Genomic DNA, 26,228 nt, shown 5'->3' with positions numbered 1-26,228 from the left:
CGAATGGTTTCAAATAAAAAAAGAAGAAGGACCTCGTGGAAGGTCCTTCTCCTTTTTTTATGAGTTGAAAGGGGGTTCTATTAGAATATAACACCCCGATGTGAAGCCAGTGTTAAGCTTGTGTAAATTTACCATTGATTGTTTTTATATTTTTTATAGTAATTCACCTGGCGTGCCAGCAAATACAATTTGCGCTTCAGATGCTTGTCTTTCTTATAGAAGAGCGGATTGCCGTATTGCCCCTTTTTAATCAGGCGTTTAATGTCTTTCAGCACTGCTTTGTTGGCGACAAAATTCCGCAGCACGACCTTCGGCACGACCGTGAACAGGAACTCCTCATTTAAATAAGTCACAGGCTTATCCTTCTGGTAGATCAAATCATCGACAAAGTACTCGGCCATATTATGTCCAAGCGCTGTTACGTAATAACTTGAGCGGCCCTGGCGAATATTCACTTCGAACACTTTGAATTTCTTGTCGCGTGCATCGTATTTCAAATCGAAATTCGCAAAGCCCTTGTAACCGACTGCTTCCAGGAAATTCTGCAGCTTGACCATAATATCTTTGTCAAAACGGGTGATCAGTGCAGTGTAATTCCCGATGGCCGAAACTGTATGCTCCTGCAGGACCACCTGTGCAAAACTCACCAATTGCGTCTTCCCTTTGGAGTTCGCATAGATCACCGAATCCCACATGAATGTATCATCACCGGGGATGTAATCCTGAATGATCAATTCATCGCGGTATCCACCCGCTTTGATCCGCCCGATTACTTCATGCAATTCTTTCGGGCTTTCGACTTTATAGACTTTTTGCTGGTCTTCAAACTGGAGTTTATTGTATTCGATGCCATTGCTCGGCTTTACAACGACCGGGAACATCATCTCTTCTTGGAATGGCGTTTCTGCGTTGCAATCATAAAAAAATGTTGTCGGTGTATCAATGCCGTGCACTTTGCAAAGGTCGTAAAAATTCGCTTTGACCTGCAATTGGTTCATCAAATCTTCATCTATATAATTAAAAACAAAATGCTCCCGGAGAACTTTTGCATTTTCAATGATCAGGCGCACGTAAAGATCATTTGTGCCGATCAGCAAAAGGGTTTTGCCGGGAGTTCTGTATTTATGGGCAACATCGATCAGAATATCGGCAAACTGGGATTCATCAGCCAGTCCCGAATGCAATTCAATGGTATCAGTGATGTTGCTCAATGAAGTGAACGACAGATGTTCTTTACCAACTAAAATCGGTTTAATGCCATATGCTTCATGAAAAGAAATGGCCATATTATAAGCGTTCATATCTGTACCGATGATAATCGGCAAAAAAGGGTGTTTAGTAACCATAATTTCCTCCTAAATTAACTAGCCAAAGGCAAATAAATGGTAAAGGTCGTGCCGACGCCAACTGTGCTGTCGACTTCCACTTTCCCATGATGAGCCTCGATTAAATGTTTAACAATTGATAAGCCAAGTCCCGTACCGCCTGAATTTCGGCTCCTGGCTTTGTCGACCCGGTAAAAACGTTCGAAAAGCCGATGAATTTCGGTTGGTGCAACGCCGATTCCCTCGTCTTTCACTTTGATGACAGCCTGATTCCCTTCTTCGTAAAGGCTGATTTCAATCGTCTTTTCAGGCGTTGAATAACTGATGGCATTGGCCAATAAATTCATCAGAATTTGCACGAGGCGATTGGCGTCCCCTGACACAGTGACTGGCTCCAGTGAAGTTTTCATCGTCATTTTCTTTTCCGTCAGCCTTGGCTGCATCAGTTCAATGGCATATTCGATGACCGCTGTCATATCGGTCGGCTGTGCATCAACACGGAAACCACTCTGCTCCACCCGTGATAATTCAAGCAGTTCTTCGATCAACGTTTCCAAGCGATTGGTTTCATTCTGAATAATTTCCAAAAAGGATAATAAGGTCGATTCATCTTTATATGCGCCATCGATCAACGTTTCCGAAAAGCCTTTTATCGATGTTACCGGCGTTCTCAATTCATGGGACACATTTGCTACGAAATCTTTCCGGATCTGCTCGAGCCGTTTAAGCTCAGTAATATCATGCAATACAATGACAATGCCCAGCCATTGCTCATGGTTTCCAAGGACCGGTGCACCGTATAATTCCAGCGCCCGTTTATTGAGGCCCACCTGATACTCCATCTGGTCGCGCGCCGGAGTTTCAGTCATGAACACCTTTTCGATAAAAGTTGCCAGCTCAGCTGGAATCGACAGTTCACCATAAAATTTGCCATTCAGTTTTTCACTGCTCAATTTGAATTCGTTTTGGAAGTATTTATTGAAAAGTGATATCTTGCCTTGCCGGTCAACCATGACAAGACCGCTGCCCATCGTTTCAATCAGCGTTTTCAAACGCTCCTGTTCCATTTCACGAACAGCCGTTATTTCCTGCAAATTGCGGGCCAGCACGTTGATAGTGGAACTCAGTGATGCAGAACCAGCTTCTGCATCTTCATAGGCTCTGGCCTGGTAATTGCCCTTCACTAATTCCAGTGCGGTGTCCGTAATATTTTCAAAAGGGGCGGCCAGCACCTTGATGATCCGGTATCCAACAACTGCAGCAATGATAAATGCCAGAAGAAATACCAGCCCGAGCAACAGCCAAAATTCCATTCGGCTGATTGTTCCATCATACAAAGGGAATAATTGCACCACTACAACATAAAGGCCCACTAACAGAGCTCCCAGCCATAGCAGCAGATTGCCAAGAATGCGGCGCCGGAATGGCTTCATACCAGTTTCGGCTCCTCAAATTTATAGCCCAGCCCACGGATGGTTTTGATAAAAACGGGTTTTCGGCTGTTTTCTTCTATCTTATCGCGCAAGTGGCTGATATGGACATCGACAATTCGGGTGTCCCCGGCAAAATCATATTTCCATACCGCACTCAATAACTGGTCACGAGTCAGAACCCTGTTTTTATTTTCCATCAAATAGACAAGCAGCTCGAATTCTTTGGGTGTAAACTCCAGTTGTTCATCGTTCAGGAAAGCTTCATACCGTTCAGGATAAACCTTCAACTTGCCCAACTTCATTTCGGAAGAAGACCAATCGTCGCGCGTGACCTTCATGCCTTCCGATCTGCGGAGCACAGCTTTGATCCTCGCCACCACTTCCCGTGGACTGAAGGGTTTGGTCATATAATCATCCGCTCCAAGTTCCAGTCCGAGCACCTTATCGAATTCATCGTCTTTGGCCGTAAGCATAATAATCGGTATGCTAATTTTTTGGAGCCGCAATTCTTTGCAGACTTCCACTCCGTCCATTGATGGAAGCATCAAGTCGAGTACGATCAGTGAAGGCGATTCGCTAATGGCCAGATCAAAGCCTTCTTTGCCATCGTTTGCGATAATCGTTTCATAGCCCGCTTGTTGGAGATTATAAGATAATAATGTTGCGATGGATTGCTCGTCTTCAATAATTAGAATTTTCTTCTGCATTTAATAGCCTCCACATTCAGTTTGAAACCCCCATTTCAAACCAATCAGAAATTATCCATAGCTTGTGTGGTCAGCTGACTCAGCACCTGAGGCGGATTGGCAATAATGTGGCCTTCGAGCACCAATTTCCCGTCGTCATCGGTCGCTTCCACGCGTACCGTAACTTCATTTGCCTCGACATTCACTTCGGTAACTTCCAATAAAAAATCGATGGTGGCATAATGATAAACGGGCTTGTTGAATTTTAAATGCTGTTCTTTGATATAGGATCCTGGTCCCGGCAGATACTTTGACACTGCCGATGTGACGATTCCTGTCAGCATCGCTGATGGAACTACAGGTTTCTCGAATTTGGTCTGCGAAGCGAAATCATGTTGGATATACAGCGGATTTCCATCATTGGTAAGCCCAAGATAGAGCAGAAGATCTTTGTCCTCAATATTTTCTGTAAGTTTCAGTTTTTCGCCAATCGTCATATCCTCGATTTTGCGCCCTAACTTCCGTTTCTTTCCGAGCAACATTAAAATCCCTCCAGTTGTCTTATACCTTAATAATATCAATTAAGACATGAAATGCAAATGCAGTGAACGAGCCAGGCAAAGTGATTTGCCTGGCTCGTTCACTGTGATGCGCCCTAAGCGCTGCAAGTATATTACCCGGCAGGATCTTTCTGCCTAGTTCCTCTTCACTATGCCAGGACTTTCATAACAGCTTTGACAGATTCAGCCGATTGATCCAAAAGTGCCTTTTCATCTTCGTTTAATGCGATCTCAATTATTTTTTCGATGCCGCCAGCTCCCAGGATTGTTGGAACGCCGAGATAGATGCCATCCATGCCATACTCCCCTTCCAGGTACGCAATGGCAGGCATGATGCGGCGCTGGTCTTTGATGATCGCTTCCGCCATTTCAACGAGCGATGCCGCCGGAGCATAATAAGCTGAACCGCTTCCGAGAAGGTTTACGATCTCAGCGCCACCTTTACGCGTCCGTTCAACGATGGCATCCAGCTTTTCTTTCGCTATCAATGTTTCCAGCGGAATCCCTCCGGCATAAGAATAGCGCACAAGCGGCACCATATCATCGCCGTGTCCGCCCATTACAAATCCACTGATGTCTTTAACAGAAAGATTTAATTCCTGTGCGATAAACGTACGGAATCGCGCCGAATCCAGCACACCCGACTGCCCGATAACACGCTCTTTCGGGAATCCTGATTCCTTAAATATTGTATAAGTCATCGCATCCACCGGATTTGTCAAAACCAGGATGGTGGACTGCGGTGAATATTTAACGATTTCCGCCGTTACGGACTTCATGATTTTTTGGTTTGTCTGAACCAGATCATCTCTGCTCATCCCCGGTTTACGGGCAATGCCCGCGGTAATGATGACGAGGTCCGAATCTTTCGTATCCTTATAATCTGCAGTGCCGATAACATTTGCATCAAAACCGATGACGGGACCCGCTTCGGCCATATCGAGTGCCTTGCCTTTTACCGGGTCTTCCATTTGCGGGATGTCGACCAACACGACGTCACCCAATTCTTTTTGTGCCAACAGAAAGGCGGCCGTTGCGCCTGTAAACCCTGAACCGATCACTGAAATCTTTTTGCGTTTGAATGTCATGGCTATTCCCCTTTGCAATTTTATAAAAATCCTTTTGACTCTTTGATTTGCTCTACTCCATTACAATTTCCTTAGAATGCTATTTTCAAACAATATAAATTTAACTAATGAATAGCATTTTTAAAACACTTCGGCGCTTTGGACAGAGCAAAGATTATGCTCATGAGCCGCGCCGGCGCTCAGAGTACTATTTGGAGATATGGAGCAAAACAGCGAAGACGCCATGGGGACCAAGCGAAGTGCTGAGATCCACTCGGGCGAAGTGAAACGAGACCGAGTTAGCTCAGCGCGAGCCCCCAGGCAAGCGAAGCTGTTTTGCGGAATATCGTCTGCCAAAGTTTATTAATACATTCAAATAAAAAAAAGAGAGAGGGAATCCCCTCTCTCTAAAAAATATTATAGGTTTTTGATCAATTCATCAGCAAACTCCGAAGTTTTTACTTCCGTTGCGCCGTCCATCAGACGAGCAAAGTCATAAGTTACAACTTTAGAAGCGATTGTTTTCTCCATTGAGTTTGTGATTAATTTAGCCGCTTCGCTCCAGCCAAGGTGTTCAAGCATCAATACACCTGAAAGGATGACAGAAGACGGGTTCACTTTATCAAGGCCAGCGTATTTAGGCGCTGTTCCGTGAGTAGCTTCGAAGATTGCATGTCCAGTATCGTAGTTGATGTTCGCTCCAGGAGCGATACCAATTCCGCCTACTTGTGCAGCAAGTGCATCAGAGATGTAATCGCCGTTCAAGTTCATTGTAGCAACTACGTCGAACTCGCTTGGACGTGTAAGAATCTGCTGCAAGAAGATATCAGCGATTGAATCTTTAACAAGGATTTTGCCTGAAGCAAGTGCTTCTTCCTGTGCTTTGTTCGCAGCGTCTGTTCCTTGCTCGTCTTTGATTGCATCGTATTGGTTCCATGTGAACACTTTATCGCCAAACTCCTGCTCAGCAACTTCGTAGCCCCAGTTTTTGAAAGCTCCTTCAGTGAACTTCATGATGTTCCCTTTGTGTACAAGCGTCAACGACTCGCGGCCTTCAGTCAAAGCGTAGTTGATTGCAGCGCGCACAAGACGTTTTGTGCCTTCTTCAGAAATTGGCTTGATGCCGATACCTGATGATTCAGGGAAGCGGATGTTTTTAACGCCCATTTCGTCTGTAAGGAATGAAATCAATTTTTTCACTTCGTCAGAACCGTTTGCATATTCGATACCCGCATAGATATCTTCAGTGTTTTCACGGAAGATGACCATGTCAGTGTCTTCAGGGCGTTTTACCGGTGAAGGTACGCCTTCGAAGTAACGTACAGGGCGCAAGCACGTGTAAAGGTCAAGTTCCTGGCGCAACGCCACGTTCAATGAACGGATACCGCCGCCGATTGGCGTAGTAAGAGGTCCTTTGATCGCGATCAAATATTCGCGGATTACATCAAGCGTTTCTTCAGGAAGCCATTCGCCAGTTTTGTCGAATGCTTTTTGTCCAGCCAAAACTTCTTTCCAAACGATTGATTTTTCGCCGTTATAAGCTTTTGTTACTGATTCTTCAAGAACGCGTGAAGCTGCATTCCAGATATCCGGTCCTGTTCCGTCACCGATGATGTATGGAATTACTGCATTGTTGGGTACGTTCAATACACCGTTTTCTGTTGTGATTTTTTCGCCGTTTGCCATTATAAAATTCCTCCTGTGTTCAAAGTCATAGGGCTGCACAAGGTGTCAGCCCTAAAAGTTTTTATTGATGTTTCTTCTATTTATATATTATCTTTTTTCAACTGGAACATAAGTCTGCATTCCTGGTCCGATGTATTCTGCACGTGGGCGGATCAGGCGGTTGTCTGAATACTGCTCCAGAATATGAGCCAACCAGCCGGATGTGCGCGATACTGCGAAGATCGGTGTGAACAGGTCATGTTCGATGTTCAATGAATGGTAGACAGAAGCCGAATAGAAATCAACGTTCGGCGGCAAGTCTTTCTGCCCTGTAACGATTTCATCGATTTTGATCGACATTTCATACCATTTTTCTTCGCCGCGAATTTTCGTCAATTTCTGTGACATTTCACGAAGGTGTTTTGCACGCGGGTCACCTTTACGGTAAACGCGGTGGCCGAAGCCCATGATTTTTTCTTTGTTGGCAAGCTTTTCAGTGATCACTTTTTCTACGTTATCCACTGAGCCGATTTCAGTCAGCATTTTCATGACTTGTTCGTTAGCTCCGCCGTGCAACGGGCCTTTAAGCGCGCCGATAGCAGCTGTAACACCAGAATAGACATCAGAAAGAGTTGCGACTGCAACACGCGCTGTGAACGTTGAAGCGTTCAGTTCGTGGTCAGCGTGGAGCACCAATGCTTTATTGAATGCTTCTTCTTCGATGTCAGCTGGAATTTCGCCAGACAGCATATAAAGGAAGTTTGCTGCAAAGCTTAAATCTTTTTTCGGTTCAACTGGTTCCTGGCCGGCACGAACGCGTCCGAATGCAGTTACCAATGTAGCGATTTTCGCTTGGATGCGAATTGCTTTACGATAATTCGCTTCAGGGTTCATCTCTTCAGCTTCATCATCGAAAAGACCAAGCATCGAAACAGCTGTCCGAAGAGCAGCCATCGGATGAACGTTTTTGATTTCGTATGTTTTGAAATGATCCAATACAGCTTGTGGAACTGCCATATTGTCAGCCAATTGCTGTTTCAGTTCAGCAAGTTCATCAGCTTTCGGCAACCGCTGATGCCATAATAGATAAATTACTTCTTCGAAGCTGGCGTTGTTAGCCAAGTCATCGATATTGTAGCCAACGTATGTAAGCGTGTCATCAATAATCGAACTGATGGCGGATTGTGTAGCTACTACACCTTCTAAACCTTTTGACGATGTCATAAAATTCTCTCCTTCTTCAGTATAATCCATCATTCCACAAAAAAAGGCAGAATGATGATTCATCTGCGTTTATGAAACTCTTCTAAGTTCCTACCTTGTTCATTATAATCAATTAACCTTGCTTTGTGAATGAAAACGCATGTTTTTCTGTAATTTGGAAAAAAATCTCGATAAAAATACTCGGGTTAGCCAACTATAACCCGAGTATTTTTCATTTTTTTATGGATGAAACGATGGACCATTGGCTTATACAATTTCTGTGTCGGTGTGAACAACAGGCTGAATCCGACCGCATCGGAAATGAACCCCGGAGTCAGCAGCAGGACGCCACCAACCAGCACCAGAGCTGCATTCAACAAGTTCTCACCCGGCGGCTGGAAATTCGACATGGCCTTTTGGATATCGCCAATCGCTCGCACGCCTTGTTTTTTGGCCAGGAAAGCCCCGACCAATCCGGTAGTGATAATCATTGCTACAGTTAAGAAAAAACCGATATTATTTGCTGCCCAGATCAACAGCGCCAATTCGAGTGCGGGAACAACGATCAATAGTGCAATCAACCACTTCATAACGATCCGGCACCTCCAGTTTGAATCTTACAGAACACTTGCGTGGCCGTGATAAACGACTCCACTTTCTGCATCGATTGTAATATCTTCTTTGTCTTTAATAAGGCTCGTGGCATTTTCAACGCCGACAATTACGGGAATTCCCAGGCTCAAACCGACTACTGCCGCATGACTCGTCAAACCGCCTTCTTCCGTGATAATACCTGCACATTTTTCAATGGCCGGCATCATTTCACGGTCAGTGCCAATTGTGACGATGATTTTCCCTTCAGCATCAGCCGCTGTCGCTTCTTCAGCCGATCTGACAACAAGCGATTCGCCGAAGCCAACCAGTTTGCCGATTCCCTGGCCTTTTGCCGCAATATCTCCGATAACATGAACCTTCATCAGATTCGTCGTCCCCGCTTTGCCGACAGGTACACCGGCAGTGATGACAACCAGATCTCCGTGGTCAACATAGCCATGCTTCAGGCTTTCGTCAACGGCAATCGCGAACAATTCATCAGTTGACGATACTGCTGAACCGACAATCGGATGAACGCCCCAGACAAGGGCCAATTTTCTCGCTGTTCTTCCTGAAGATGTCACAGCGACAATCGGTGATTCCGGTCGGTATTTCGAAATCATTTTGGCTGTTGTGCCGCTTTCAGTTGGTGCAATGATGGCTTTTACTTTCAAGTTCAACGCTGTATAAACGACTGCCTGCCCAATTGCTTCAGTCATATTTGATTCTTTTTCTTTTCTTCTATTAGAAACAAGCTGCTTATAATTCAACGCCACTTCTGTGGTCATTGCAATACGGTTCATGGTTTGGACCGACTCCACCGGGTAGATGCCGGCAGCTGTTTCGCCCGACAGCATGATGGCATCCGTGCCATCAAAAATCGCATTGGCAACATCACTTGCTTCGGCTCTCGTCGGACGCGGATTGCGCTGCATGGAATCAAGCATTTGTGTTGCCGTAATAACGGGTTTCCCGGCACTATTGCATTTCTCAATCAATGATTTTTGAACAAGTGGAACTTCTTCTGCAGGAATTTCCACTCCCAAATCGCCTCTGGCAACCATCAGGCCGTCAGACACCATAATAATGTCATCGATATTGTCTACGCCTTCCTGGTTTTCGATTTTCGGGATAATTTGGATATGTGCACCACCATTTTTTTCTAAAAGTTCACGGATTCCCATAACATCCGAGACTCGTCTTACAAAAGAGGCTGCAACAAAATCCACGTTCTGGCCGATGCCGAATAGAATATCCTGCACATCCTTCTCAGTCATTCCTGGCAGTTGAACTGAAACACCCGGAACATTTACACCTTTCTTTGTCTTCAAGGTGCCGGCATTTTCAACCAGTGTATGGATCAATCCATTTTCCTTATCAATGCTCTCAACTCTCAATTCGATCAAGCCATCATCCAAAAGAATGATGGATCCTTCATGGACATCTTCGATTAATTGCTCATAAGTAATTGAAAACATTTCTGACGTACCAAGTACTTCTGACATCGAAATGGCGATTTTCTGGCCAGTCACCAAATCAATGCCATCGTTCTCCATTTTATGTGTTCGAATTTCAGGACCTTTTGTATCAAGTAAGATACCGATAGTTTTCCCGGTTTTTTCAGAAGCTGCACGGATGCGCTTGATGCGTTCTGCGTGTTCTTCATGATTGCCGTGCGAAAAATTCAAACGGGCTACATTCATCCCCGCGTTGATGAGGGCTTCCAAAATTTCCGGCGATTCACTCGCTGGTCCAATAGTACAAACGATTTTTGTTTTTTTCAATTAGCTCACTCCATTTAACATTTAAATTGATAATTCTTTGGATAATTTATACAAACTCATATCGGTATCATGTTCACCAAGGAACGCTTTTGTCATATCATAGTCTACCACTTGATGATTTTTCATGCCAATAGCCCGCCCGCCGGGACCTTCAATCAGAACTTCCAAAGCACGGGCACCAAAAAGACTGCCCAGCACACGGTCTCGTCCGGTTGGTGAACCACCTCTTTGAATGTGGCCGAGAACAGAAACCCTCGTTTCCAGATCCACTTTTCCGTGCATCATTTCTGCAAGCTTATTGCCGCTCATGACACCTTCAGCGACGATAATAATACTGTGTTTTTTGCCGCGTTTTTTCCCTTTTTGCAATCGCTCGATCATATCGTTCATATCAAAATCGACTTCGGGAATTAAAATCGTTTCGGCACCACCTGCAAGGCCCGCCCAAAGCGCAAGATCTCCAGCATCGCGGCCCATTACTTCAATGATAAAGGTCCGCTCATGGCTTGTCGCTGTATCCCGAATTTTATCGATGGCTTCTATAATCGTGTTAAGTGCCGTATCGAAACCGATTGTATAATCTGTTCCTGGAATATCATTATCAATCGTGCCCGGAACACCGACGCATGGAAACCCTTTTTTTGTCAAAGCCATCGCACCGCGGTAAGAACCATCGCCGCCAATGACCACCAGGCCTTCGATTCCATGTTTCTTCAATTGCTCAATTGCGCGAAGCTGCCCTTCTTCCGCCTTAAACTCTTCGCATCTGGCAGAATACAATTTCGTGCCGCCGCGCTGAATGATATCTCCAACATCGCCAGCTTCCAGCTTTTGGATGTTTCCATTCAAAAGGCCCTGGTAGCCATAATAAATTCCGAAAACTTCCACTCCGTGAAAAATCGCTTTCCGGACCACAGCCCTCACCGCTGCATTCATTCCCGGCGAGTCTCCACCACTTGTTAATACTCCGATTCGCTTCATCTGCCATGCCTCCTGACCTTACTAATGCTTCATTCACTTTACCACGATTTATAGCTTGCTGTCAGTTCGGTTCCCCTGTTTTTTTTCATTATATATCCAGCTTCCCAATTAATTTCTGAACATAAAAATAACCGCCGAAGCGGTCATTACTCTGTAAACACACCTATTGCCTTAAATTTATTGTAGCGCTGATCGATCAAAGCTGCCGCGTCCAGCGGATTCAATTCATCCAAAGACTGTTTGATGGCAGCTGACAGCAATTCAGCCTGTTTGACGTGATCGTGGTGTGCGCCTCCGCGTATTTCCGGAATCATCCGTTCAATGATGCCCATTTCAAGAAGGTCGGGTGCAGTGATTTTCATCGCTTCGGCCGCAGTTTGTGCGAGCGCCGAATCTTTCCAAAGAATCGAGGCAGCACCTTCCGGCGAAATCACAGAAAAAGTGGAATTCTCCAGCATCAGGATATGATTGCCGACACCCAAGGCTAACGCACCACCACTTCCGCCTTCACCGATGACGATGGAGATAACCGGAACTTCCAGCCCCGCCATTTCAACAAGATTGCGGGCAATGGCTTCACTTTGCCCGCGCTCTTCCGCAGCTTTCCCTGGGTACGCGCCTTTTGTATCAATCAGGCAGATAATCGGCCGTTTGAATTTTTCGGCTTGCTTCATCAAACGCAGCGCTTTGCGATACCCTTCAGGATGCGGCATGCCGAAATTCCTGCGCACATTCTCTTTGGTTTCCTTGCCCCGTTGATGGCCGATTACGGTAACCGGCTGGCCTCCAAAAGAAGCAATGCCACCGACGATTGCCTCATCGTCTCCGTAAAGCCGATCTCCGTGCAGTTCGATGAAATCGTCGAAAATATAAGGCATATAATCTAGCGTCGTAGGACGGTTCGGGTGGCGCGCCACCTGAACGCGGTCCCACGGTTTCATGTCCAAATAAATTTCAGACTCCAATTTCTCCAGCCGTGCTTCAAGACTTGCTATCTCTGAACTCAAATCCACTTCCGCATTTTTGGTATAGTCCTTCAGCTCGGTAATCTTTTTACGGAGCTGGATTAATGGTTCTTCGAACGGCAGCGACTTCTGAACTTTCTTAGCCATGTGCCACAGCCCCTTTCGTATGCAGTTTGATCAATGAGGATAAAGTTTCGCGCATTTGATGACGGTGAACAACTGCATCAAGCTGGCCATGTGCCAATAAAAATTCCGAAGTCTGAAAATCCTCAGGCAATTTTTCTCTTACTGTCTGTTCGATTACCCGGCGGCCTGCAAATCCGATCAACGCTTTTGGTTCCGCAATATTGATATCTCCGACAGAGGCAAAACTGGCCGAAACGCCTCCGGTGGTCGGATGTGTCAAGATCGAGATGAACAATAAACCTTCATTGCTGTGCCGTTTCAAAGCAACGCTCGTCTTCGCCATCTGCATCAAAGATAAAACACCTTCCTGCATGCGAGCTCCGCCACTGGCTGTGAAAATTACAAATGGCTCCCCTTTTTCTGTAGCCAATTCAACGGCGCGAGTGATCTTTTCACCAACGACCGATCCCATTGACCCCATGCGGAAATGGGAATCCATAATCGCCGCTACAACCGGTTGGCCGTCAATTGTGCCCGTTCCGGTAAGCACCGCTTCATTCAATCCGGTTTTTTTGCTGTCAGCTTCAATTTTTTCACTGTATCCTGGAAAACCGAGGGGGTTCCCGCTTTTCAGATGGTCGTCAATCGATTTGAAAGAATCTTTATCCATCAGGCTTTCCACACGTTCGTGAGCTGTCATCTTGCAGTGATGATCACATTTCGGGCAAACTTTTTGAAGTTTCGCCATCTCTTTTGTCAATACGATGTGTTTGCATTCTGGGCATTTGAACATTAAACCTTCCGGGACGTCTTTTGCTGCTTTGGAAGGTATGGTGGGACCGTTGCGCTCTCTATTGCGTTTGAATATATCACGTATCATTGTCATCTTTTTTACTCTCCTTTTGCAGCCAGTCAATCCAATTTTTCAATCCGGAAACGGCTTTTTCAGCGTCCTGCTGACTGATTGATTTTAATATTTCTTTGACCATTCCTGTTTCATCCGTGGTTATCCGGTCTTTATAAGGATTGCCACTGTATTGAGCTAACAGCAGCCAAATTTTCAAAGACAAGCGGTTTCCTGATAAGACGATCATTTCCCGTATCAGATCTTCCCTCAAGAATCCTTCTCCATCATCAATGCGCTGCAAAAAACCATCCCAGACAGGCAGTCCGCTGACCGCCTCGTTGCCGCAAATTGTTTGAACAGCGGCAATTTCGTGGATTTTCCGGGTTTCCCAAACATCCCGCTGCGATTGACTGTCCTGCAGTATAAATGTCGACAGCACCTCAACCAGTTGATGGTTGCGATGGTCAGCGAGAAAAGTTCCTTCTCCTCTGCGCGTTTCAATCAGCCCTAATAATTCCAGGCTTCGTAATGCTTCCCGAATCGTCGAACGTCCGACTTTCAATGTTTCGGCCAATTCCCTTTCAGATGGAATTCTGTCACCGGGCATGATCTTTTCCTGACTGATCATTTTTCGTATGTCCAGGACAATGTCCAGATATCGTTTTGGTTGATTCATAACCGACCCCTGTTTCCATTTTTTTGAAAGTGGTCTGACCACTCATATTCTTACAATACAAAAAAAACTGCCTGACGTAAAGAAAAAACTGCTTTTCTTTTCAGAAAAGCAGTTACAAGCTGTTGAGAAACCGACAACTTCTCCAATCATTTCGCTCTAGGCGGACGCTTTCCTCGGGGAGCTGCCTGAGCCTCCTCAGTCGCTGCGAAAACCGATGCTCCTGCAGCGTTTCCCGCTTCGTCGCAAAGGTTTGACCGAATGCTGTTCGGCCAAACCTTCCCTGCGGGGTCTCAGGACTAGCTCTGAATCCCGAAGGAGTCGCCGCCTGCCGCTACATTCAGTTCTTTCTAATGAGTATATGACTAACTTTTAAAATCATAAACTTAAATCCTTATCCTTTTATAGAAAGCACTCTGAGATATGGAGCAAAACAGCGCAGACGCCCAAGGGACCAAGCGAAGTGCTGAGATCCACTCGGCCGAAGTGAAACGAGACCGAGTTAGCTCAGCGCGAGCCCCCAGGCAAGCGAAGCTGTTTTGCGCAATATCGGTTTACATTATTCTTTCTTAAACAAGCAGTCAATTGCTGATATTTTTGCATATGATCGATGTCCGGTTATTGCGATTTTCGATGGTGCCCTGCACTTCGAGAATTGCATCTTCCTGAAGCATTGCGTTGAATTTCGCATATTCCTCCGGGAATAAAGTGACGGATGCCGGACCCGTGTCGTCCAGCAAATTGACGAATGCCATGGCATCCCCTTTTTTCGTGCGGATCCTTTTGACTTCCTCCACCATGCCGAGCACAAAAACGCGTTCTTTATCGCGCTTATGCTTTAACGACTTCAAATCATCGTAGTTTTTCTGTCGCTGCTCTTTTTCACGCTGGAGGGGATGAGTGGAAAGATAAAAGCCCAGCACTTCCATTTCCAAATCCAGTTTCAGATTTTCTGGAATCGGAGAAGCCTTCGTATATTTCGGCTTCATGAAACTGGTGCCCATGTCATCGAATAATCCCGGTTCCAGATCGGGCTTGACGAGTTCCGCATGTTTGACGGCGCTGTCGAGAGATGCAAGAAGCACTGCACGGTCCAGCTCAAAATCATCAAGTGCACCTGCTTTGATCAAAGGCTCAAATGCTTTGCGGGTAAAATGAATCGCTGATATCCGCTCCGCAATATTAAAAAGGCTGGTGAACTCTCCTTCATTCCGCGAAGCGAGCAACGCTTTTACTGCCGTGCCCGGCACCCCTTTGACGCTGTTCAGACCGATTCTGATTTTGCCGTCTTCTATAGAATAGGAATGGAAGCTCTTTTGTACCGATGGCGGCAATAAAGGAATGTTCTTTTCTTTCACTTCCTGGAGAAGCTGTTTGGTTTTCTCAGCATTGCCGGCGGAATTGCTGAGCATCGCTGTATAGAAATGCACCGGATAATTCGCTTTCATATACGCCAGCTGATAAGAGATCATGCTGTAGGCGACGGCGTGGCTTTTCGGAAAGCCGTAATCCGCGAAGCGTACAATCAGATCGTAAACTTCAGTGGCTTCACTTTCCTTAAATCCTTTTTTCAACGCACCCTTCACAAAATTGACCCGTTCCTGATCCAGGATTTCCCGTTTCTTTTTGCTGACGGCACGTCTGAGAATGTCGGCTTCCCCCAAAGAAAATCCGGCCATCCCGGAAGCGATTTTCATGATCTGCTCCTGGTAGACAATTACACCGTAGGTCTCTTTCAGGATTGGTTCCAATATCGGGTGAACATAAGTTACAGACTCCTGTTTATGTTTTCTTCTTGCATATAACGGGATGAATTCCATCGGACCTGGCCGGTATAGTGCGTTTACCGCGACAATGTCGCCAAATGCGGTCGGTTGGATTTGTTTCAGCGCCTTGCGCATACCCTCTGATTCAAGTTGAAAGACGCCAGAACTGTCGCCATCTGCCAATAATTTAAATGTTTTTTCATCATCCAATGAGAGTTTCCGGTAGTCAATCGATTGCCCGGTGTCCCATATCAGCAATTTGTTGATTTGCTCCAATACCGTGAGATTCCGCAACCCGAGAAAATCCATTTTTAATAGCCCAATGGCTTCAAGATCGCCCATCGGCCATTGTGTCAGGTAGATTCCTTCATTGCCTTCTTCAATTGGCACATAATCCACCAGTGAAGTGGGGCTCAGGATGACGCCTGCTGCGTGAGTCGAAGCGTGGCGCGGCAATCCTTCAAGTTGAATCGCAGTCTTAAACCAGGTTTTCCGCTCTTCGCGTGCGATAATCCAGTCATTCAGCGCCTTGTTCTCTTTTAAGGCAGACCGCAAAGTGGTGCCTAAGCGATTGGGAATCATTTTTGAAATTGCTTCCAGGTCTTCATTGTCAAAACCGAAAACCCTGGCTGTATCGCGTGCAACCGCTTTGGCGGATAATGTGCCGAATGTGATAATCTGAGCGGTTCTTGCCTGGCCATATTTCATTGCGACATAGTCCACTACTTCATGTCTTCTGTGATCGGCAAAATCAATATCGATATCCGGCAGCGTCACCCGCTCCGGATTCAGGAAACGTTCAAACAGCAACCCGTGTTCGAGTGGATCCACATCGGTAATCCGCAGGGAAAATGCAACCAGGGAACTGGCCGACGAACCTCGTCCTGGCCCAGTCATAATCCCTTCGTCGCGTGCGAATTTCATAAAATCAGCCACAATCAAAAAATAATCGATATAGCCCATCGTCCCAATGACATCCAGTTCATAGTCCAGGCGGGAAACATATTCGCTGCCGATTGTGGCAGTGCCCAGTCTATCCTTTACGCCTTGTTGACATAATTTTTTTATGTAATCGGCTTTATCAATTTCTTTCGCCAATGGAAAAACCGGCAGCAGCTGCCGATTGGTTTGGATCGTCACTTTGCAGCTTTCAAGCATGTGCTCTGCAGCAGACAGCCATTCCGGCCGGTCCGCGAACCACTCCCCCATCTCCTCCACAGTCGGGGCATAGGCATTGGTGTGGTCCGGGGCAATCCGCTGTTCATCTGACAGTTTCAGTCCCTGGCCAATCGCCGATGCCACTTCATGGGCAAAGGCACCTTCTTTTTTCAGGTAACGAACTTCCTGTGTCGCGATGATCGGAATCGAATTACGGGTGCATACTGCAATAAAAGCTTCTTCACTTTCTGAAACTTCGCCTCCGGGCCGTTGGACGCTGCCGAAACAGCGTTCGCCGAAGATACCGGAAATGTAACCGAAAACGTCGCTGCGGTCAGTCAATGTCCAGTCAAGCTTATCTGGAATCACACAAATGAGTCCGTTCTGATATGCGTTCAGCCATTGTTCGGGTATCGACTCCCGCTTGCGTGTCGCAAGGGCACTCGAAATTTTCAGCAAATTGCTGTAGCCTTCATTGCTCTTTGCATAAAGCACGACCGGGTAATGCTGCTCTTCAAATTCTATGGACGTCGAAAAGCCGAGCACCCCGTGGATGCCGGCCTGGTGGCAAGCTTCCCAAAAAGGAAGCACGCCGTATAATTTGGTATTGACGATGGCGACGGATACCGTCCCCTGTTCTTTCAAAAAAGGGAAAAGTTCATCAAGGCGCACCGTGCTTTTCAGCAAATCTGCCGACGTGCTTATGTATGGATAGACCATTGACAAAAGAATCCCTCCTTTTTCATTCTGCTGCTGCGCAAATTTCTTTCAACCGAACAATCACTTGTTCCGCTTCATCCCAAGAATACGCTGTGGCCCCTGACGCCATTGGATGTCCGCCGCCATTGAATTCCTTCGCCAGACCGTTAATCACTGGACCTTTTGAGCGCAAGCGCACCCGAATTTCATTTTCTTCTTCTATAAAAATGACCCAAGCTTTCATGCCTTTGACATTGCCGAGTGAACTGACAAGCAACGAAGTTTCGGTGGCAGTCACTTCAAATTCCTTGAGAACGTCAAGAGTGATTTTTACAAAAGCGGCGCCATGTTCATCCATTTTGAAGTTTTGATACATATAGCCTTGAAGGTGGAGAAGTTTTCTTTCCATTTCATACATGCCATTATGCAATGCGTTGCGGTCAAAACCGGTCTTGATCAATTTCCCCGCAATGGCAAATGTCTTTTGGGTGGTGCTAGGAAACATGAATCTTCCGGTATCACCGATAATCCCCGCATAAAGCTGACGAGCAGCAGCCTCCGGCAATTCCCAGCCTTCTAGCTCTTTGCCGGCAGCGAATAATTCATAGATTAGTTCGGAAGACGAGCTGGCGGTTGTATCCACTAAAAGAAGGTCGCCATACGCATCGTCATTCGGGTGATGATCAATTTTAATGATCTTTTCACCTTTGACATAGCGCTGATCGTCAATCCGCTCCGTGTTGGCGGTATCGGTTACGATGACGAGAGATCCTTCGAATTCGGAATCCGCCACTTCATCAGGCATACCGAGAAAGTCCATTGTCGAATCGTGTTCCCCTGCTGCAAGTATTCGCTTTTCGGGATAATTCTGCTCCAATATGTATTTCAGCCCCAACTGGGAGCCGTAGGCATCCGGATCCGGTCTGACGTGGCGATGGATAATAATCGTGTCGTATTGTTTAATTGTGTCGATGATTTGACTGTTCATTGGCCATTCCTCCAGTTTTCAAGGAAATCCATTCGCATTCAGATTCATTTCTCAGTACAATAGAAATAGAGTTTTGAATACAGGAGGTCCTTATGTTAATTTTCGTATTATTGATCATATTGTCTGGCGTATTTTATTTCTATTATAAGACGAAGCAGTTTCGCGCAACATTGCCGATCCGAAAAAAATGGTACGCTTCCACCGCATCCGTTTTCCTTGGAAGTTTCATCATGTTCTTCGGCATTAACCAGCTGTTCCGGTTTTCAGGTGCTGTGACTTATATCATTGCAGGCATCTTTATCGTTCTTGGCATTGCGTTGATTGTTTACAATTACAAAGCGACAAAACATTACCACCAATTTGTCGCTGAAGAAACGCGTTTGAATAAATAAAAGCTCCCTCCGTGTGAGGGGGTTTTTATTTTTGTCATTAACGGTCCAACAATTGAAATGTCAATAAAGCTTTGCCGACAATTTCGCCTTCGAACGACACTTCCACGTCCACTTTTGCCGATTTCCGGCTCATATCCAAAATCATCGGTTTGATGGAAATCAGTGAGTCGAGCTGAACGGGTTTCAGGAAATAAACAGCCATATTTTCAAGGACGCTGTCTTTCCGGTTTTTGGTTTTTAAGGCTGCTATGGCAGCTTCCGCCAGGATCGTGGTATAGGCACCATACGATATTGATCCATAGGAATTGGTCATTTGCGGTGTTACCTTGAAATCCAGTATAAGTTTTTCATGCGGCTTCATCTGCAGCTGGCTTTTGATGATGTCATCAATCGTTTCTCCCTGCTGCGGCTGGCGCTGTGCAGTTTGTATCGCTTTCAGCACATCCTGCCTGCTGATGACGCCAAACAGTTTGCCATAATCATCGATTACCGGCAGGAGGTCGATGCCTTCCCAGATCATCCGGTGGCCGGCTGAAGCCACACTGGTCTGCAGCGTGACGGTAATCGGATCTTTTGTCATCGCTTTTTCAACTGCATCTGCATCTTCGAAACCGATAATATCCCGCGAAGTCAAAATCCCGATAATTTTCCCGGCATCATCGACAACGGGAAATCCGCCATGCGTCGTTTCTTTGTTCAATTCGCGGTAGCGGCTGATTGGGTCATGAAGATGGAGGTAATGAGTTTCTTCCAGGGGAATCAAAATATCTTCAATCAATAGAATCTCTTTCTTGATCAATTGATCGTAAATCGCCCGGTTGATCATCGTGGCCACTGTAAAGGTATCGTAACTGGTCGAGATGACCGGCAATTCGTATTCATCCGCCAATTTCTTGACGGTGTCCGATGCGTCAAAACCGCCTGTCACCAGAACAGCCGCCCCGGCTTTCAGCGCATATTCATGGGCTTTGAAACGGTTGCCGACGATCAGCAGATTGCCTGCTTCCGTATAGCGCATCATATCCTCCAGCTGCATCGCCCCAATGACAAATTTTGTCAATGATTTGTGCAAACCGGCTCTGCCGCCGAGCACCTGGCCATCCACGATATTGACAATTTCCGCGTACGTCAGCTTTTCGATATTCTCTTTCTTTTTCCGTTCAATGCGAATGGTGCCGACACGTTCAATCGTCGACACTAGTCGTTTATTTTCCGCCTCTTTGATGGCACGGTATGCAGTGCCTTCACTGACTTGAAGTTCTTTTGCGATGCGGCGGACGGATATTTTTTCCCCGACATCCAATGTCTCGATATAGTCAAGTATCTGTTCATGTTTCGTCGCCATCATTTCACCCATTCTTTCTGCTTTCCTGATGCTTTAAGTGTACCATATTTACCAAAACAGAAACCCCCGAAGAATTGCTCTTCGGGGGTTTGTCTTATAATTCGAATGAATTTCCGGCTTCAAGAATCCGGACGTCCGAACCTTTGACCATTTTCTTAAATTCCTGTGGATCCTGTTTGATCGGCGGGAACGTATTATAATGGATTGGCACCACCGTTTTCGCTTTCAGCAATTCAGCCGCATAGGCAGCATCTTCCGGCCCCATCGTGAAAAAGTCTCCGATTGGCAGGAACGCCACATCGATTTCATTGCGGTAGCCGAGCAATTGCATGTCTCCGAACAACTCCGTGTCACCGGCATGGTAGATGGTTTTCCCTTCCGCTTTGAACAGAATTCCTGCAGGCATGCCGCCGTAGATGACATCCCCGTCCTCTGTCGTATAGGAAGAGCTATGGAACGCTTTTGTGTATTTTACCGTGCCGAAATCAAATTCTTTGGCGCCGCCCAAATTCATGCCGACTGCATCAAGGCCGAGCGTCCCCAGGTAATTCGCCAATTCCACCGGCGCCACCACTTTGGCTCCGCTCTTCTGTGCCAGTTCCACTGTGTCACCGACATGGTCATTATGGGCATGCGTCAGCAGGATGGCATCGGGCTTTTCATCCTCCACTTTCAAGTCTGTCAAGCTGTTGCCGTTGATGAACGGGTCGATCAGAATGGTTTTCCCTTCCGTCATTATTTTAACGACGGAATGTCCGTGATAAGATATTTTCATGTTATCCCTCCATTGAATGATGCGTTCAGTTTCTAGCTGTCTTATACCCTTATCTTTGTTATGCTACACATATAGAGGAGGAATTCTAATATGAATAAAATCAGTACTTTGCAATCTTATTTAAAGGACAACCGGATTGATGCCGCGTTTATCACCAATCCTGACAATGTCTTCTACTTTACGGGCTTCAAGAGCAACCCGCATGAACGGCTGCTCGGCGTCATGATTTTCAGTGAAGCTGAGCCGTTCCTGATTTGTCCGCAAATGGAAATTCCGGACGCGAAAGCTGCCGGCTGGGACGGCGACATCGTCGGCCACACCGATACGGAAAATGCCATGGAGATTCTTCAGCGCACCGCACAGGAAAAAGTTTCTTCCATTGCAACCCTGGCGATTGAAAAATCGCATATGATCGTCGAACGCTACGACGCCATCAATGAGTTTTTCGGTTCACCAACCACGGTCGGCATTGATGATAAGATCAATGCCATGCGTGTCATCAAAGATGCTGCCGAAATGGAAATTCTGCGCGAGGCGGCAGCGCTGGCCGATTACGCAATCGAAGTCGCCGCGAAAACCATCAAAGAAGGCATTACGGAAATTGAAGTGATGACGGAAGTGGAACTGGCCCTGAAAAAGCGCGGCGTCACGCACATGTCGTTTGACACGACCGTGCTGACCGGCGACCACGCCGCTTCTCCACATGGCAAAACCGGCGACCGCAAATTGAAAAAAGGGGACCTGGTCCTGTTTGATCTGGGCGTTGTCCACAAAGGCTATTGTTCCGACATCACACGCACACTTGCACTCGGCGAACCCGGCGAAGAGCAGAAAAAAGTCTACGACATCGTTCTTGAGTCAGAACTCGCGGCACTCCATGCAGTGAAACCCGGCATTACCGCAGCTGAACTTGACCGCATTTCCCGCGACGTCATCGAACGTGCCGGATACGGTGAATACTTCACACACCGCTTAGGCCACGGGCTCGGGATTTCGGTCCACGAATTCCCATCCCTTCACGGGTCGAACGATATGAAGATGGAAGAAGGCATGGTTTTTACAATTGAACCCGGAATTTATGTACCTGGTTCCGTCGGCGTTAGAATCGAAGATGACCTTGCTGTTACGGCAGACGGCGTCGAAGTCTTAACCAAATATCCGAAAGAACTCCAGATTATAAATAATTAATCAAAAAAAGCTGCACCGGGAAAGTACCCGGTGCAGCTTTTTGATTTCCATAGACCCCGCTGTATATCTTGCGGTTCGAGTGGATTAAATTAAGCCAACAGCTCATCAACAGATTTGAATTCGAGCCCCTGGTCGTCGGCAACCGCTTTGTAAGTGACATAGCCGCCCAGCGTATTCACGCCTTTTTTCAATGCTTCATTTTCAAGAATGGCCTTTTTATAGCCTTTGTTTGCAATTTGCACTGCATATGGAACCGTTACATTCGTCAAACCGATTGTTGAAGTCCGCGGGACCGCTCCCGGCATATTCGCAACAGCGTAATGGACAACATCATGCTTGATATACGTCGGTTTGTCGTGTGTCGTAATGCGGTCGCTTGTTTCGAAAATCCCGCCTTGGTCAATTGCAATGTCAACCACGACTGAACCCGGTTTCATCGATTTGATCATGTCTTCAGTCACCAATTTAGGCGCTTTGGCACCCGGGATCAAAACTGCCCCAATCACGAGATCCGCTTTTTCAACTGCATCTGCGATATTCAATGGATTTGAAATCAATGTCTGAACATCCTGCCCGAACAAATCGTCCAATTGACGCAGGCGATCCGGATTCAAATCAAGGATGGTTACATTCGCTCCCATTCCAACAGCTACTTTAGCGGCGTTTGTTCCTGCGACGCCTCCACCGATCACTGTAACTTTACCGCGTGAAACGCCAGGAATTCCGCCAAGAAGGATTCCCCCGCCGCCATGGATTTTCTCCAGGAATTGTGCACCGATTTGAGTTGCCATTTTACCTGCAACTTCACTCATTGGTGTTAATAACGGCAATGAGTTATTCGGAAGCTGAACCGTTTCGTAAGCAATTCCGATCACTTTCGAGTCCAGCATCGCTTTCGTCAGTTCTGCTTCAGGCGCCAAATGCAAATACGTGAACAGAATCATGCCCTCACGGAAATAACCGTATTCAGCGGCAGTTGGCTCCTTAACCTTCATAATCATTTCCTGGTTCCAAGCTTCTTCGGCCGTTGCAACAATGCTTGCCCCTGCAGAAGCATAATCTTCATCCGTAAAATTAGATCCAAGACCGGCACCTTTTTGAATAAATACCTCGTGGCCTGCTAATGATAAATTCACTACGCCTGATGGTGTCATTGCTACCCTGTTTTCGTTATTCTTCACTTCTGTTGGAACTCCTATACGCATGGTGAAACCCTCCAATTATCTTTAATTAGGAAATATTGATTAGAATATCTATACTTCAAAGCAAATCCATTCTATCAGATATTATTAAACTTTGCCCAATTTTATTCCTATTTTCGATATTTTGTTCAAACCTGCCCGATGTATTCGCACATTTGAAGAAAAGCAATCAGAATTCCGGAGGATTATTCATCATAGAATATATATTAGAATAGTATATTAAGGGACTTAACCGGAAAACCAAATAAGCCGTTACGCCTATGGCGCTTTAAAGCAAATCACCACATATATGGAGGCCGAATTTTGATTCCCATTTTTCTGTCACATATTTCAAGCATTTTTTCAATAAAAAGAAGGAGCTGTGCCCACCGATATCGAATTTCATAATTAGATAGGGAGGAATGCTATTATGACATTAAAATATGAACAAATTTTGGTGGCAGTTGATGGATCGAAAGAAGCGGAGTGGGCTTTCAAAAAATCCGTGGGAATCGCAACCCGCAATAACGCAACTTTGAACCTGGTCAATATCATCGACACGAGATCATTTGCAGCAATCGAAGCCTATGATCGCTCCATCGCAGACAGAGCACAGAAATTCGCTGAAGATCTTTTGGCGGACTACAAAAAAGAGGCCGTTGCAGCCGGAGTTGAAAACGTCAATATCCTCGTTGACTACGGCTCTCCGAAAACAATGATCTCCCGGGATCTGGCTGCCAAGGTTGAAGCAGATCTGATCATCTGTGGTGCGACCGGTTTGAATGCAGTCGAACGTTTCCTTATCGGGAGCGTATCCGAACATATCGTCCGCTCAGCAAAATGCGACGTGCTCGTAGTCCGGACAGACGATGCTCCTGCCGACTTAAAAGCAATCGCTGATGAAGAGCAAAATCCAACTACTAAGTAATTAACATCAAATAAAGCCTTTTCCGTTTCTGGAAAAGGCTTTATTTGATGTCTTAAATAATGAGTTTGAAACGCGTCTATCCCATCCTTCATGCATGCCCGGCGACCAAGCCGCTGTAAGTTCATTTCACAATGAGCACCGGCGCATCGACTTTATTCAGCACGGAGCGGCTGACACTGCCCAGCACCATCTCCTGCATCGGATTCAAGCCCCTTTTCCCCATAATCAAAATATCAAAATTCCGGTCATTCGCATATTCAGAAATCACATGGGAAGGAATACCATAAATCATTTCCTTCTTGTAAAAAATTTCTTTGCTTTGCAGCAAGTCTGTAATGGGCTCTATTTTTTTCTGTCGCGCCTTTTCAACTTCGAGAGGCGTTCCTCGGTGTATCTCTTCGCTTTGCGCTTCGTTATGGTCGATGACATATAGAATCGTCACTTCCGACCCTTTTGTCATCGAAGCAATTTTGACTGCTTCCCTGGCCGCACGCAATGAATTTTCCGAGCCATCTGCCGCCAATAAGATTGTTTTGTACATAACTTCCACTCCTCGAATGGGAAATATGTTTCCGGTCTCTTTAACCTATTTCTATACAATTGGCTGCAACCCTTCTTTTCAAACCAAGAAACTAAATACAGAAAAAGGCAGACCCTTGTGGGCCTGCCTTTTTCATTTGTCACACACCCATTTTACGGCGGGTATTATTGACTTTCTTAGTTTGCTGGCTCTTCATCTTTTTCGTTTCCAAAGATGCGTTGCCGCTGCCTTTGTTGCCGGAAGCCTGATTTTTCTTGGCTTCGAGCTGACGTTTTACAGCTTCCTGCAAACTCACTTTTTTTGGTGTCTCGTTGGATTCACTCACGTGTCATCCCTCTTTTCAATTGGTCTGGCATTACATTTCTGCTACCACCAGTATAGCATGTTTCTGCCAAATCAACCTTTATTTTCTTTGAACCAACTATTTACCTGTGTGAAGAATTTGGCCATTGATTCCGGTTTGGACATATTCGGAACTTTCGCCAAAAGCACTTCTCTTGGTGCTTGAACGCCTTCTTTTTTCTTTTGCAAAACGAGGATCCCTTTCGCGTGGGAAGAGTTTTTAAAAAGAGTATCGGGCAATTCCATCACTGCTTGAATATAGGCTGTTTTCTTCAAATACTTGTGAAGCTGATCGGCCATGGGTGACTCAAACAGCGCCTTCGGTACGATAAAGAACAGGTAGCCTCCATCCGCAGTGTGTTTCATCGACTGTTCAATGAATAAATGATGAGCATAGGACATGCCTTCCTCCGCTTTCAATTCGTAAGATGCCGCATTTTCCTCAGAAGGATAATAACCGACCGGCAAGTCGGATACGACGGCATCCACCGGATCGATCAATAAAGGCTGCAACGCGTCCTGCAAATACAGTTTAATCGGCTGCTGCACCAGATTGCCGATATTTGAAGCAAGTCTGATCAACAGATCGTCAATTTCCACCCCGGCTCCAAGCAACTTGCCATCCAGATAATTCATGATGGTCAGCAGCAGATTTCCTGTTCCGACAGCCGGATCAAGGATCGTCGCCTGCTCTTTTTTCACGAATAACTCCACCAGGTAACCCATCAACAAGCCCAACGCATCCGGCGTCATCTGATGATGCGGCTGAATGTGCTCTTTCATGCCTTTCAGAACTGCAAGCTGAATCGCTTTGCGGATATCTTCCTTGCCGGCATCCCCCTCGGGCTGAATGATTCCGTCCAGCCACTTCTCGGTGGTCGTCAATAAACTTTCAAGATAGGAATTATCCTCTTTCTGCTGGATTTCAACAGTGTGCTGATCGATAAAATTAAATACATTTTCCATGGATGAATTCATCATTTCGCCGTCCTCAATAAGGAAACCCACTCAAATGA

24 protein-coding genes are annotated in these 26,228 nt (G+C 46.0%); 3 read left to right on the top strand and 21 right to left on the bottom strand.

What is annotated here, in order from left to right; translation table 11 throughout:
* Positions 1-128: 128 nt before the first annotated feature.
* From DHX103_RS14720 to DHX103_RS14650, 15 genes are all read right to left on the bottom strand, one after another.
* Complete coding sequence (locus DHX103_RS14720; RefSeq protein WP_422122976.1) at positions 129-1,346, bottom strand: carboxylate--amine ligase; 1,218 nt, start codon at positions 1,344-1,346, stop codon at positions 129-131.
* A gap of 14 nt (positions 1,347-1,360) precedes the next feature.
* A complete protein-coding gene (gene pnpS, locus DHX103_RS14715) occupies positions 1,361-2,758 on the bottom strand; it encodes a two-component system histidine kinase PnpS (protein WP_422122975.1) in 1,398 nt (465 codons plus the stop codon).
* The gene (locus DHX103_RS14710) at positions 2,755-3,465 is read right to left on the bottom strand and encodes a response regulator transcription factor (protein ID WP_422122974.1); all 711 of its coding nucleotides are present in this window, start codon (positions 3,463-3,465) and stop codon (positions 2,755-2,757) included. The genes pnpS and DHX103_RS14710 overlap by 4 nt, the downstream gene beginning before the upstream one ends.
* A 44-nt stretch (positions 3,466-3,509) precedes the next feature.
* Positions 3,510-3,986: a MaoC/PaaZ C-terminal domain-containing protein gene (locus tag DHX103_RS14705; RefSeq protein WP_422122973.1), complete on the bottom strand. Its 477-nt coding sequence runs from the start codon at positions 3,984-3,986 to the stop codon at positions 3,510-3,512.
* A 167-nt stretch (positions 3,987-4,153) separates the two neighbouring features.
* The gene (mdh, locus tag DHX103_RS14700) at positions 4,154-5,092 is read right to left on the bottom strand and encodes a malate dehydrogenase (protein ID WP_422122972.1); all 939 of its coding nucleotides are present in this window, start codon (positions 5,090-5,092) and stop codon (positions 4,154-4,156) included.
* A gap of 396 nt (positions 5,093-5,488) precedes the next feature.
* Positions 5,489-6,757: an NADP-dependent isocitrate dehydrogenase gene (gene icd / locus DHX103_RS14695; protein WP_422122971.1), complete on the bottom strand. Its 1,269-nt coding sequence runs from the start codon at positions 6,755-6,757 to the stop codon at positions 5,489-5,491.
* Positions 6,758-6,844: 87 nt separating this feature from the next.
* Positions 6,845-7,960 (bottom strand): citrate synthase, encoded by a 1,116-nt coding sequence (citZ, locus tag DHX103_RS14690; RefSeq protein WP_422122970.1) that lies wholly within the window; start codon positions 7,958-7,960, stop codon positions 6,845-6,847.
* Positions 7,961-8,145: 185 nt separating this feature from the next.
* Positions 8,146-8,529, bottom strand: coding sequence for an FxsA family protein (locus tag DHX103_RS14685; RefSeq protein WP_422122969.1), 384 nt, complete (start codon positions 8,527-8,529; stop codon positions 8,146-8,148).
* A gap of 27 nt (positions 8,530-8,556) precedes the next feature.
* Positions 8,557-10,317: a pyruvate kinase gene (gene pyk / locus DHX103_RS14680; RefSeq protein ID WP_422122968.1), complete on the bottom strand. Its 1,761-nt coding sequence runs from the start codon at positions 10,315-10,317 to the stop codon at positions 8,557-8,559.
* A gap of 21 nt (positions 10,318-10,338) precedes the next feature.
* Positions 10,339-11,298: a 6-phosphofructokinase gene (pfkA, locus tag DHX103_RS14675; protein ID WP_422122967.1), complete on the bottom strand. Its 960-nt coding sequence runs from the start codon at positions 11,296-11,298 to the stop codon at positions 10,339-10,341.
* 146 nt (positions 11,299-11,444) lie between these two features.
* Positions 11,445-12,410 carry an acetyl-CoA carboxylase carboxyl transferase subunit alpha gene (gene accA, locus DHX103_RS14670; protein WP_422122966.1) on the bottom strand — a complete coding sequence of 322 codons (966 nt, stop codon included), beginning with the start codon at positions 12,408-12,410 and terminating at the stop codon, positions 11,445-11,447.
* Entirely contained in the window at positions 12,403-13,275 is an 873-nt protein-coding gene (gene accD, locus DHX103_RS14665) for an acetyl-CoA carboxylase, carboxyltransferase subunit beta (protein ID WP_422122965.1), read from the bottom strand. Before accD ends, accA begins: the two co-directional genes overlap by 8 nt.
* A complete protein-coding gene (locus DHX103_RS14660; protein ID WP_422122964.1) occupies positions 13,259-13,912 on the bottom strand; it encodes a FadR/GntR family transcriptional regulator in 654 nt (217 codons plus the stop codon). Before DHX103_RS14660 ends, accD begins: the two co-directional genes overlap by 17 nt.
* Positions 13,913-14,490: 578 nt before the next feature.
* Entirely contained in the window at positions 14,491-17,553 is a 3,063-nt protein-coding gene (gene dnaE, locus DHX103_RS14655) for a DNA polymerase III subunit alpha (protein WP_422124792.1), read from the bottom strand.
* 22 nt (positions 17,554-17,575) lie between these two features.
* Complete coding sequence (locus DHX103_RS14650) at positions 17,576-18,520, bottom strand: DHH family phosphoesterase (RefSeq protein WP_422122963.1); 945 nt, start codon at positions 18,518-18,520, stop codon at positions 17,576-17,578.
* 92 nt (positions 18,521-18,612) lie between these two features.
* Here DHX103_RS14650 and DHX103_RS14645 point away from each other — a divergent pair, with 92 nt between their 5' ends.
* Positions 18,613-18,912, top strand: a complete 300-nt coding sequence (locus tag DHX103_RS14645) for a YtpI family protein (protein ID WP_422122962.1) — start codon at positions 18,613-18,615, stop codon at positions 18,910-18,912.
* A 37-nt stretch (positions 18,913-18,949) separates the two neighbouring features.
* Here DHX103_RS14645 and DHX103_RS14640 read toward each other — a convergent pair whose 3' ends face one another.
* Both DHX103_RS14640 and DHX103_RS14635 read right to left on the bottom strand, forming a co-directional pair.
* Entirely contained in the window at positions 18,950-20,257 is a 1,308-nt protein-coding gene (locus DHX103_RS14640; protein ID WP_422124791.1) for a DRTGG domain-containing protein, read from the bottom strand.
* Between the two features lie 94 nt (positions 20,258-20,351).
* Complete coding sequence (locus DHX103_RS14635; RefSeq protein ID WP_422122961.1) at positions 20,352-21,032, bottom strand: metal-dependent hydrolase; 681 nt, start codon at positions 21,030-21,032, stop codon at positions 20,352-20,354.
* A 90-nt stretch (positions 21,033-21,122) separates the two neighbouring features.
* Between DHX103_RS14635 and DHX103_RS14630 the strand changes: the two genes are divergently transcribed.
* The gene (locus DHX103_RS14630) at positions 21,123-22,220 is read left to right on the top strand and encodes a M24 family metallopeptidase (RefSeq protein WP_422122960.1); all 1,098 of its coding nucleotides are present in this window, start codon (positions 21,123-21,125) and stop codon (positions 22,218-22,220) included.
* An 89-nt stretch (positions 22,221-22,309) separates the two neighbouring features.
* On the opposite strand, the gene ald is transcribed toward DHX103_RS14630, so the two are convergent.
* Complete coding sequence (ald, locus tag DHX103_RS14625; protein ID WP_422122959.1) at positions 22,310-23,425, bottom strand: alanine dehydrogenase; 1,116 nt, start codon at positions 23,423-23,425, stop codon at positions 22,310-22,312.
* Between the two features lie 406 nt (positions 23,426-23,831).
* Here ald and DHX103_RS14620 point away from each other — a divergent pair, with 406 nt between their 5' ends.
* The gene (locus DHX103_RS14620) at positions 23,832-24,329 is read left to right on the top strand and encodes a universal stress protein (protein ID WP_422122958.1); all 498 of its coding nucleotides are present in this window, start codon (positions 23,832-23,834) and stop codon (positions 24,327-24,329) included.
* Positions 24,330-24,450: 121 nt separating this feature from the next.
* On the opposite strand, the gene DHX103_RS14615 is transcribed toward DHX103_RS14620, so the two are convergent.
* The 3 genes from DHX103_RS14615 to DHX103_RS14605 all read right to left on the bottom strand — a co-directional run bounded on the left by DHX103_RS14615 (position 24,451) and on the right by DHX103_RS14605 (position 26,190).
* Positions 24,451-24,870, bottom strand: a complete 420-nt coding sequence (locus DHX103_RS14615) for a universal stress protein (protein WP_422122957.1) — start codon at positions 24,868-24,870, stop codon at positions 24,451-24,453.
* Between the two features lie 139 nt (positions 24,871-25,009).
* Positions 25,010-25,195, bottom strand: a complete 186-nt coding sequence (locus DHX103_RS14610; protein WP_422122956.1) for a hypothetical protein — start codon at positions 25,193-25,195, stop codon at positions 25,010-25,012.
* 71 nt (positions 25,196-25,266) lie between these two features.
* Positions 25,267-26,190: a class I SAM-dependent methyltransferase gene (locus DHX103_RS14605; RefSeq protein WP_422122955.1), complete on the bottom strand. Its 924-nt coding sequence runs from the start codon at positions 26,188-26,190 to the stop codon at positions 25,267-25,269.
* Between the last annotated feature and the right edge of the window lie 38 nt (positions 26,191-26,228).

Source organism: Planococcus daihaiensis, assembly GCF_049262615.1.
GTDB lineage: Bacteria > Bacillota > Bacilli > Bacillales_A > Planococcaceae > Planococcus.
Note: the sequence above shows the minus strand (reverse complement) of the source record. Positions and strands in the feature narration are given on the sequence as shown.

Coding starts and splice junctions, on each gene's coding strand:
- pfkA (WP_422122967.1), bottom strand. CDS start 11,298: ATGAAGCGAATCGGAGTATTAACAAGTGGTGGAGACTCGCCGGGAATG.
- DHX103_RS14685 (WP_422122969.1), bottom strand. CDS start 8,529: ATGAAGTGGTTGATTGCACTATTGATCGTTGTTCCCGCACTCGAATTG.
- DHX103_RS14630 (WP_422122960.1), top strand. CDS start 21,123: ATGAATAAAATCAGTACTTTGCAATCTTATTTAAAGGACAACCGGATT.
- DHX103_RS14615 (WP_422122957.1), bottom strand. CDS start 24,870: ATGTACAAAACAATCTTATTGGCGGCAGATGGCTCGGAAAATTCATTG.
- DHX103_RS14635 (WP_422122961.1), bottom strand. CDS start 21,032: ATGAAAATATCTTATCACGGACATTCCGTCGTTAAAATAATGACGGAA.
- DHX103_RS14640 (WP_422124791.1), bottom strand. CDS start 20,257: ATGGCGACGAAACATGAACAGATACTTGACTATATCGAGACATTGGAT.
- dnaE (WP_422124792.1), bottom strand. CDS start 17,553: ATGGTCTATCCATACATAAGCACGTCGGCAGATTTGCTGAAAAGCACG.
- DHX103_RS14710 (WP_422122974.1), bottom strand. CDS start 3,465: ATGCAGAAGAAAATTCTAATTATTGAAGACGAGCAATCCATCGCAACA.
- DHX103_RS14660 (WP_422122964.1), bottom strand. CDS start 13,912: ATGAATCAACCAAAACGATATCTGGACATTGTCCTGGACATACGAAAA.
- DHX103_RS14605 (WP_422122955.1), bottom strand. CDS start 26,190: ATGAATTCATCCATGGAAAATGTATTTAATTTTATCGATCAGCACACT.
- icd (WP_422122971.1), bottom strand. CDS start 6,757: ATGGCAAACGGCGAAAAAATCACAACAGAAAACGGTGTATTGAACGTA.
- accA (WP_422122966.1), bottom strand. CDS start 12,410: ATGGCTAAGAAAGTTCAGAAGTCGCTGCCGTTCGAAGAACCATTAATC.
- DHX103_RS14620 (WP_422122958.1), top strand. CDS start 23,832: ATGACATTAAAATATGAACAAATTTTGGTGGCAGTTGATGGATCGAAA.
- citZ (WP_422122970.1), bottom strand. CDS start 7,960: ATGACATCGTCAAAAGGTTTAGAAGGTGTAGTAGCTACACAATCCGCC.
- ald (WP_422122959.1), bottom strand. CDS start 23,425: ATGCGTATAGGAGTTCCAACAGAAGTGAAGAATAACGAAAACAGGGTA.
- DHX103_RS14645 (WP_422122962.1), top strand. CDS start 18,613: ATGTTAATTTTCGTATTATTGATCATATTGTCTGGCGTATTTTATTTC.
- pnpS (WP_422122975.1), bottom strand. CDS start 2,758: ATGAAGCCATTCCGGCGCCGCATTCTTGGCAATCTGCTGCTATGGCTG.
- mdh (WP_422122972.1), bottom strand. CDS start 5,092: ATGACATTCAAACGCAAAAAGATTTCAGTGATCGGTTCAGGGTTTACA.
- DHX103_RS14720 (WP_422122976.1), bottom strand. CDS start 1,346: ATGGTTACTAAACACCCTTTTTTGCCGATTATCATCGGTACAGATATG.
- accD (WP_422122965.1), bottom strand. CDS start 13,275: ATGACAATGATACGTGATATATTCAAACGCAATAGAGAGCGCAACGGT.
- DHX103_RS14650 (WP_422122963.1), bottom strand. CDS start 18,520: ATGAACAGTCAAATCATCGACACAATTAAACAATACGACACGATTATT.
- DHX103_RS14705 (WP_422122973.1), bottom strand. CDS start 3,986: ATGTTGCTCGGAAAGAAACGGAAGTTAGGGCGCAAAATCGAGGATATG.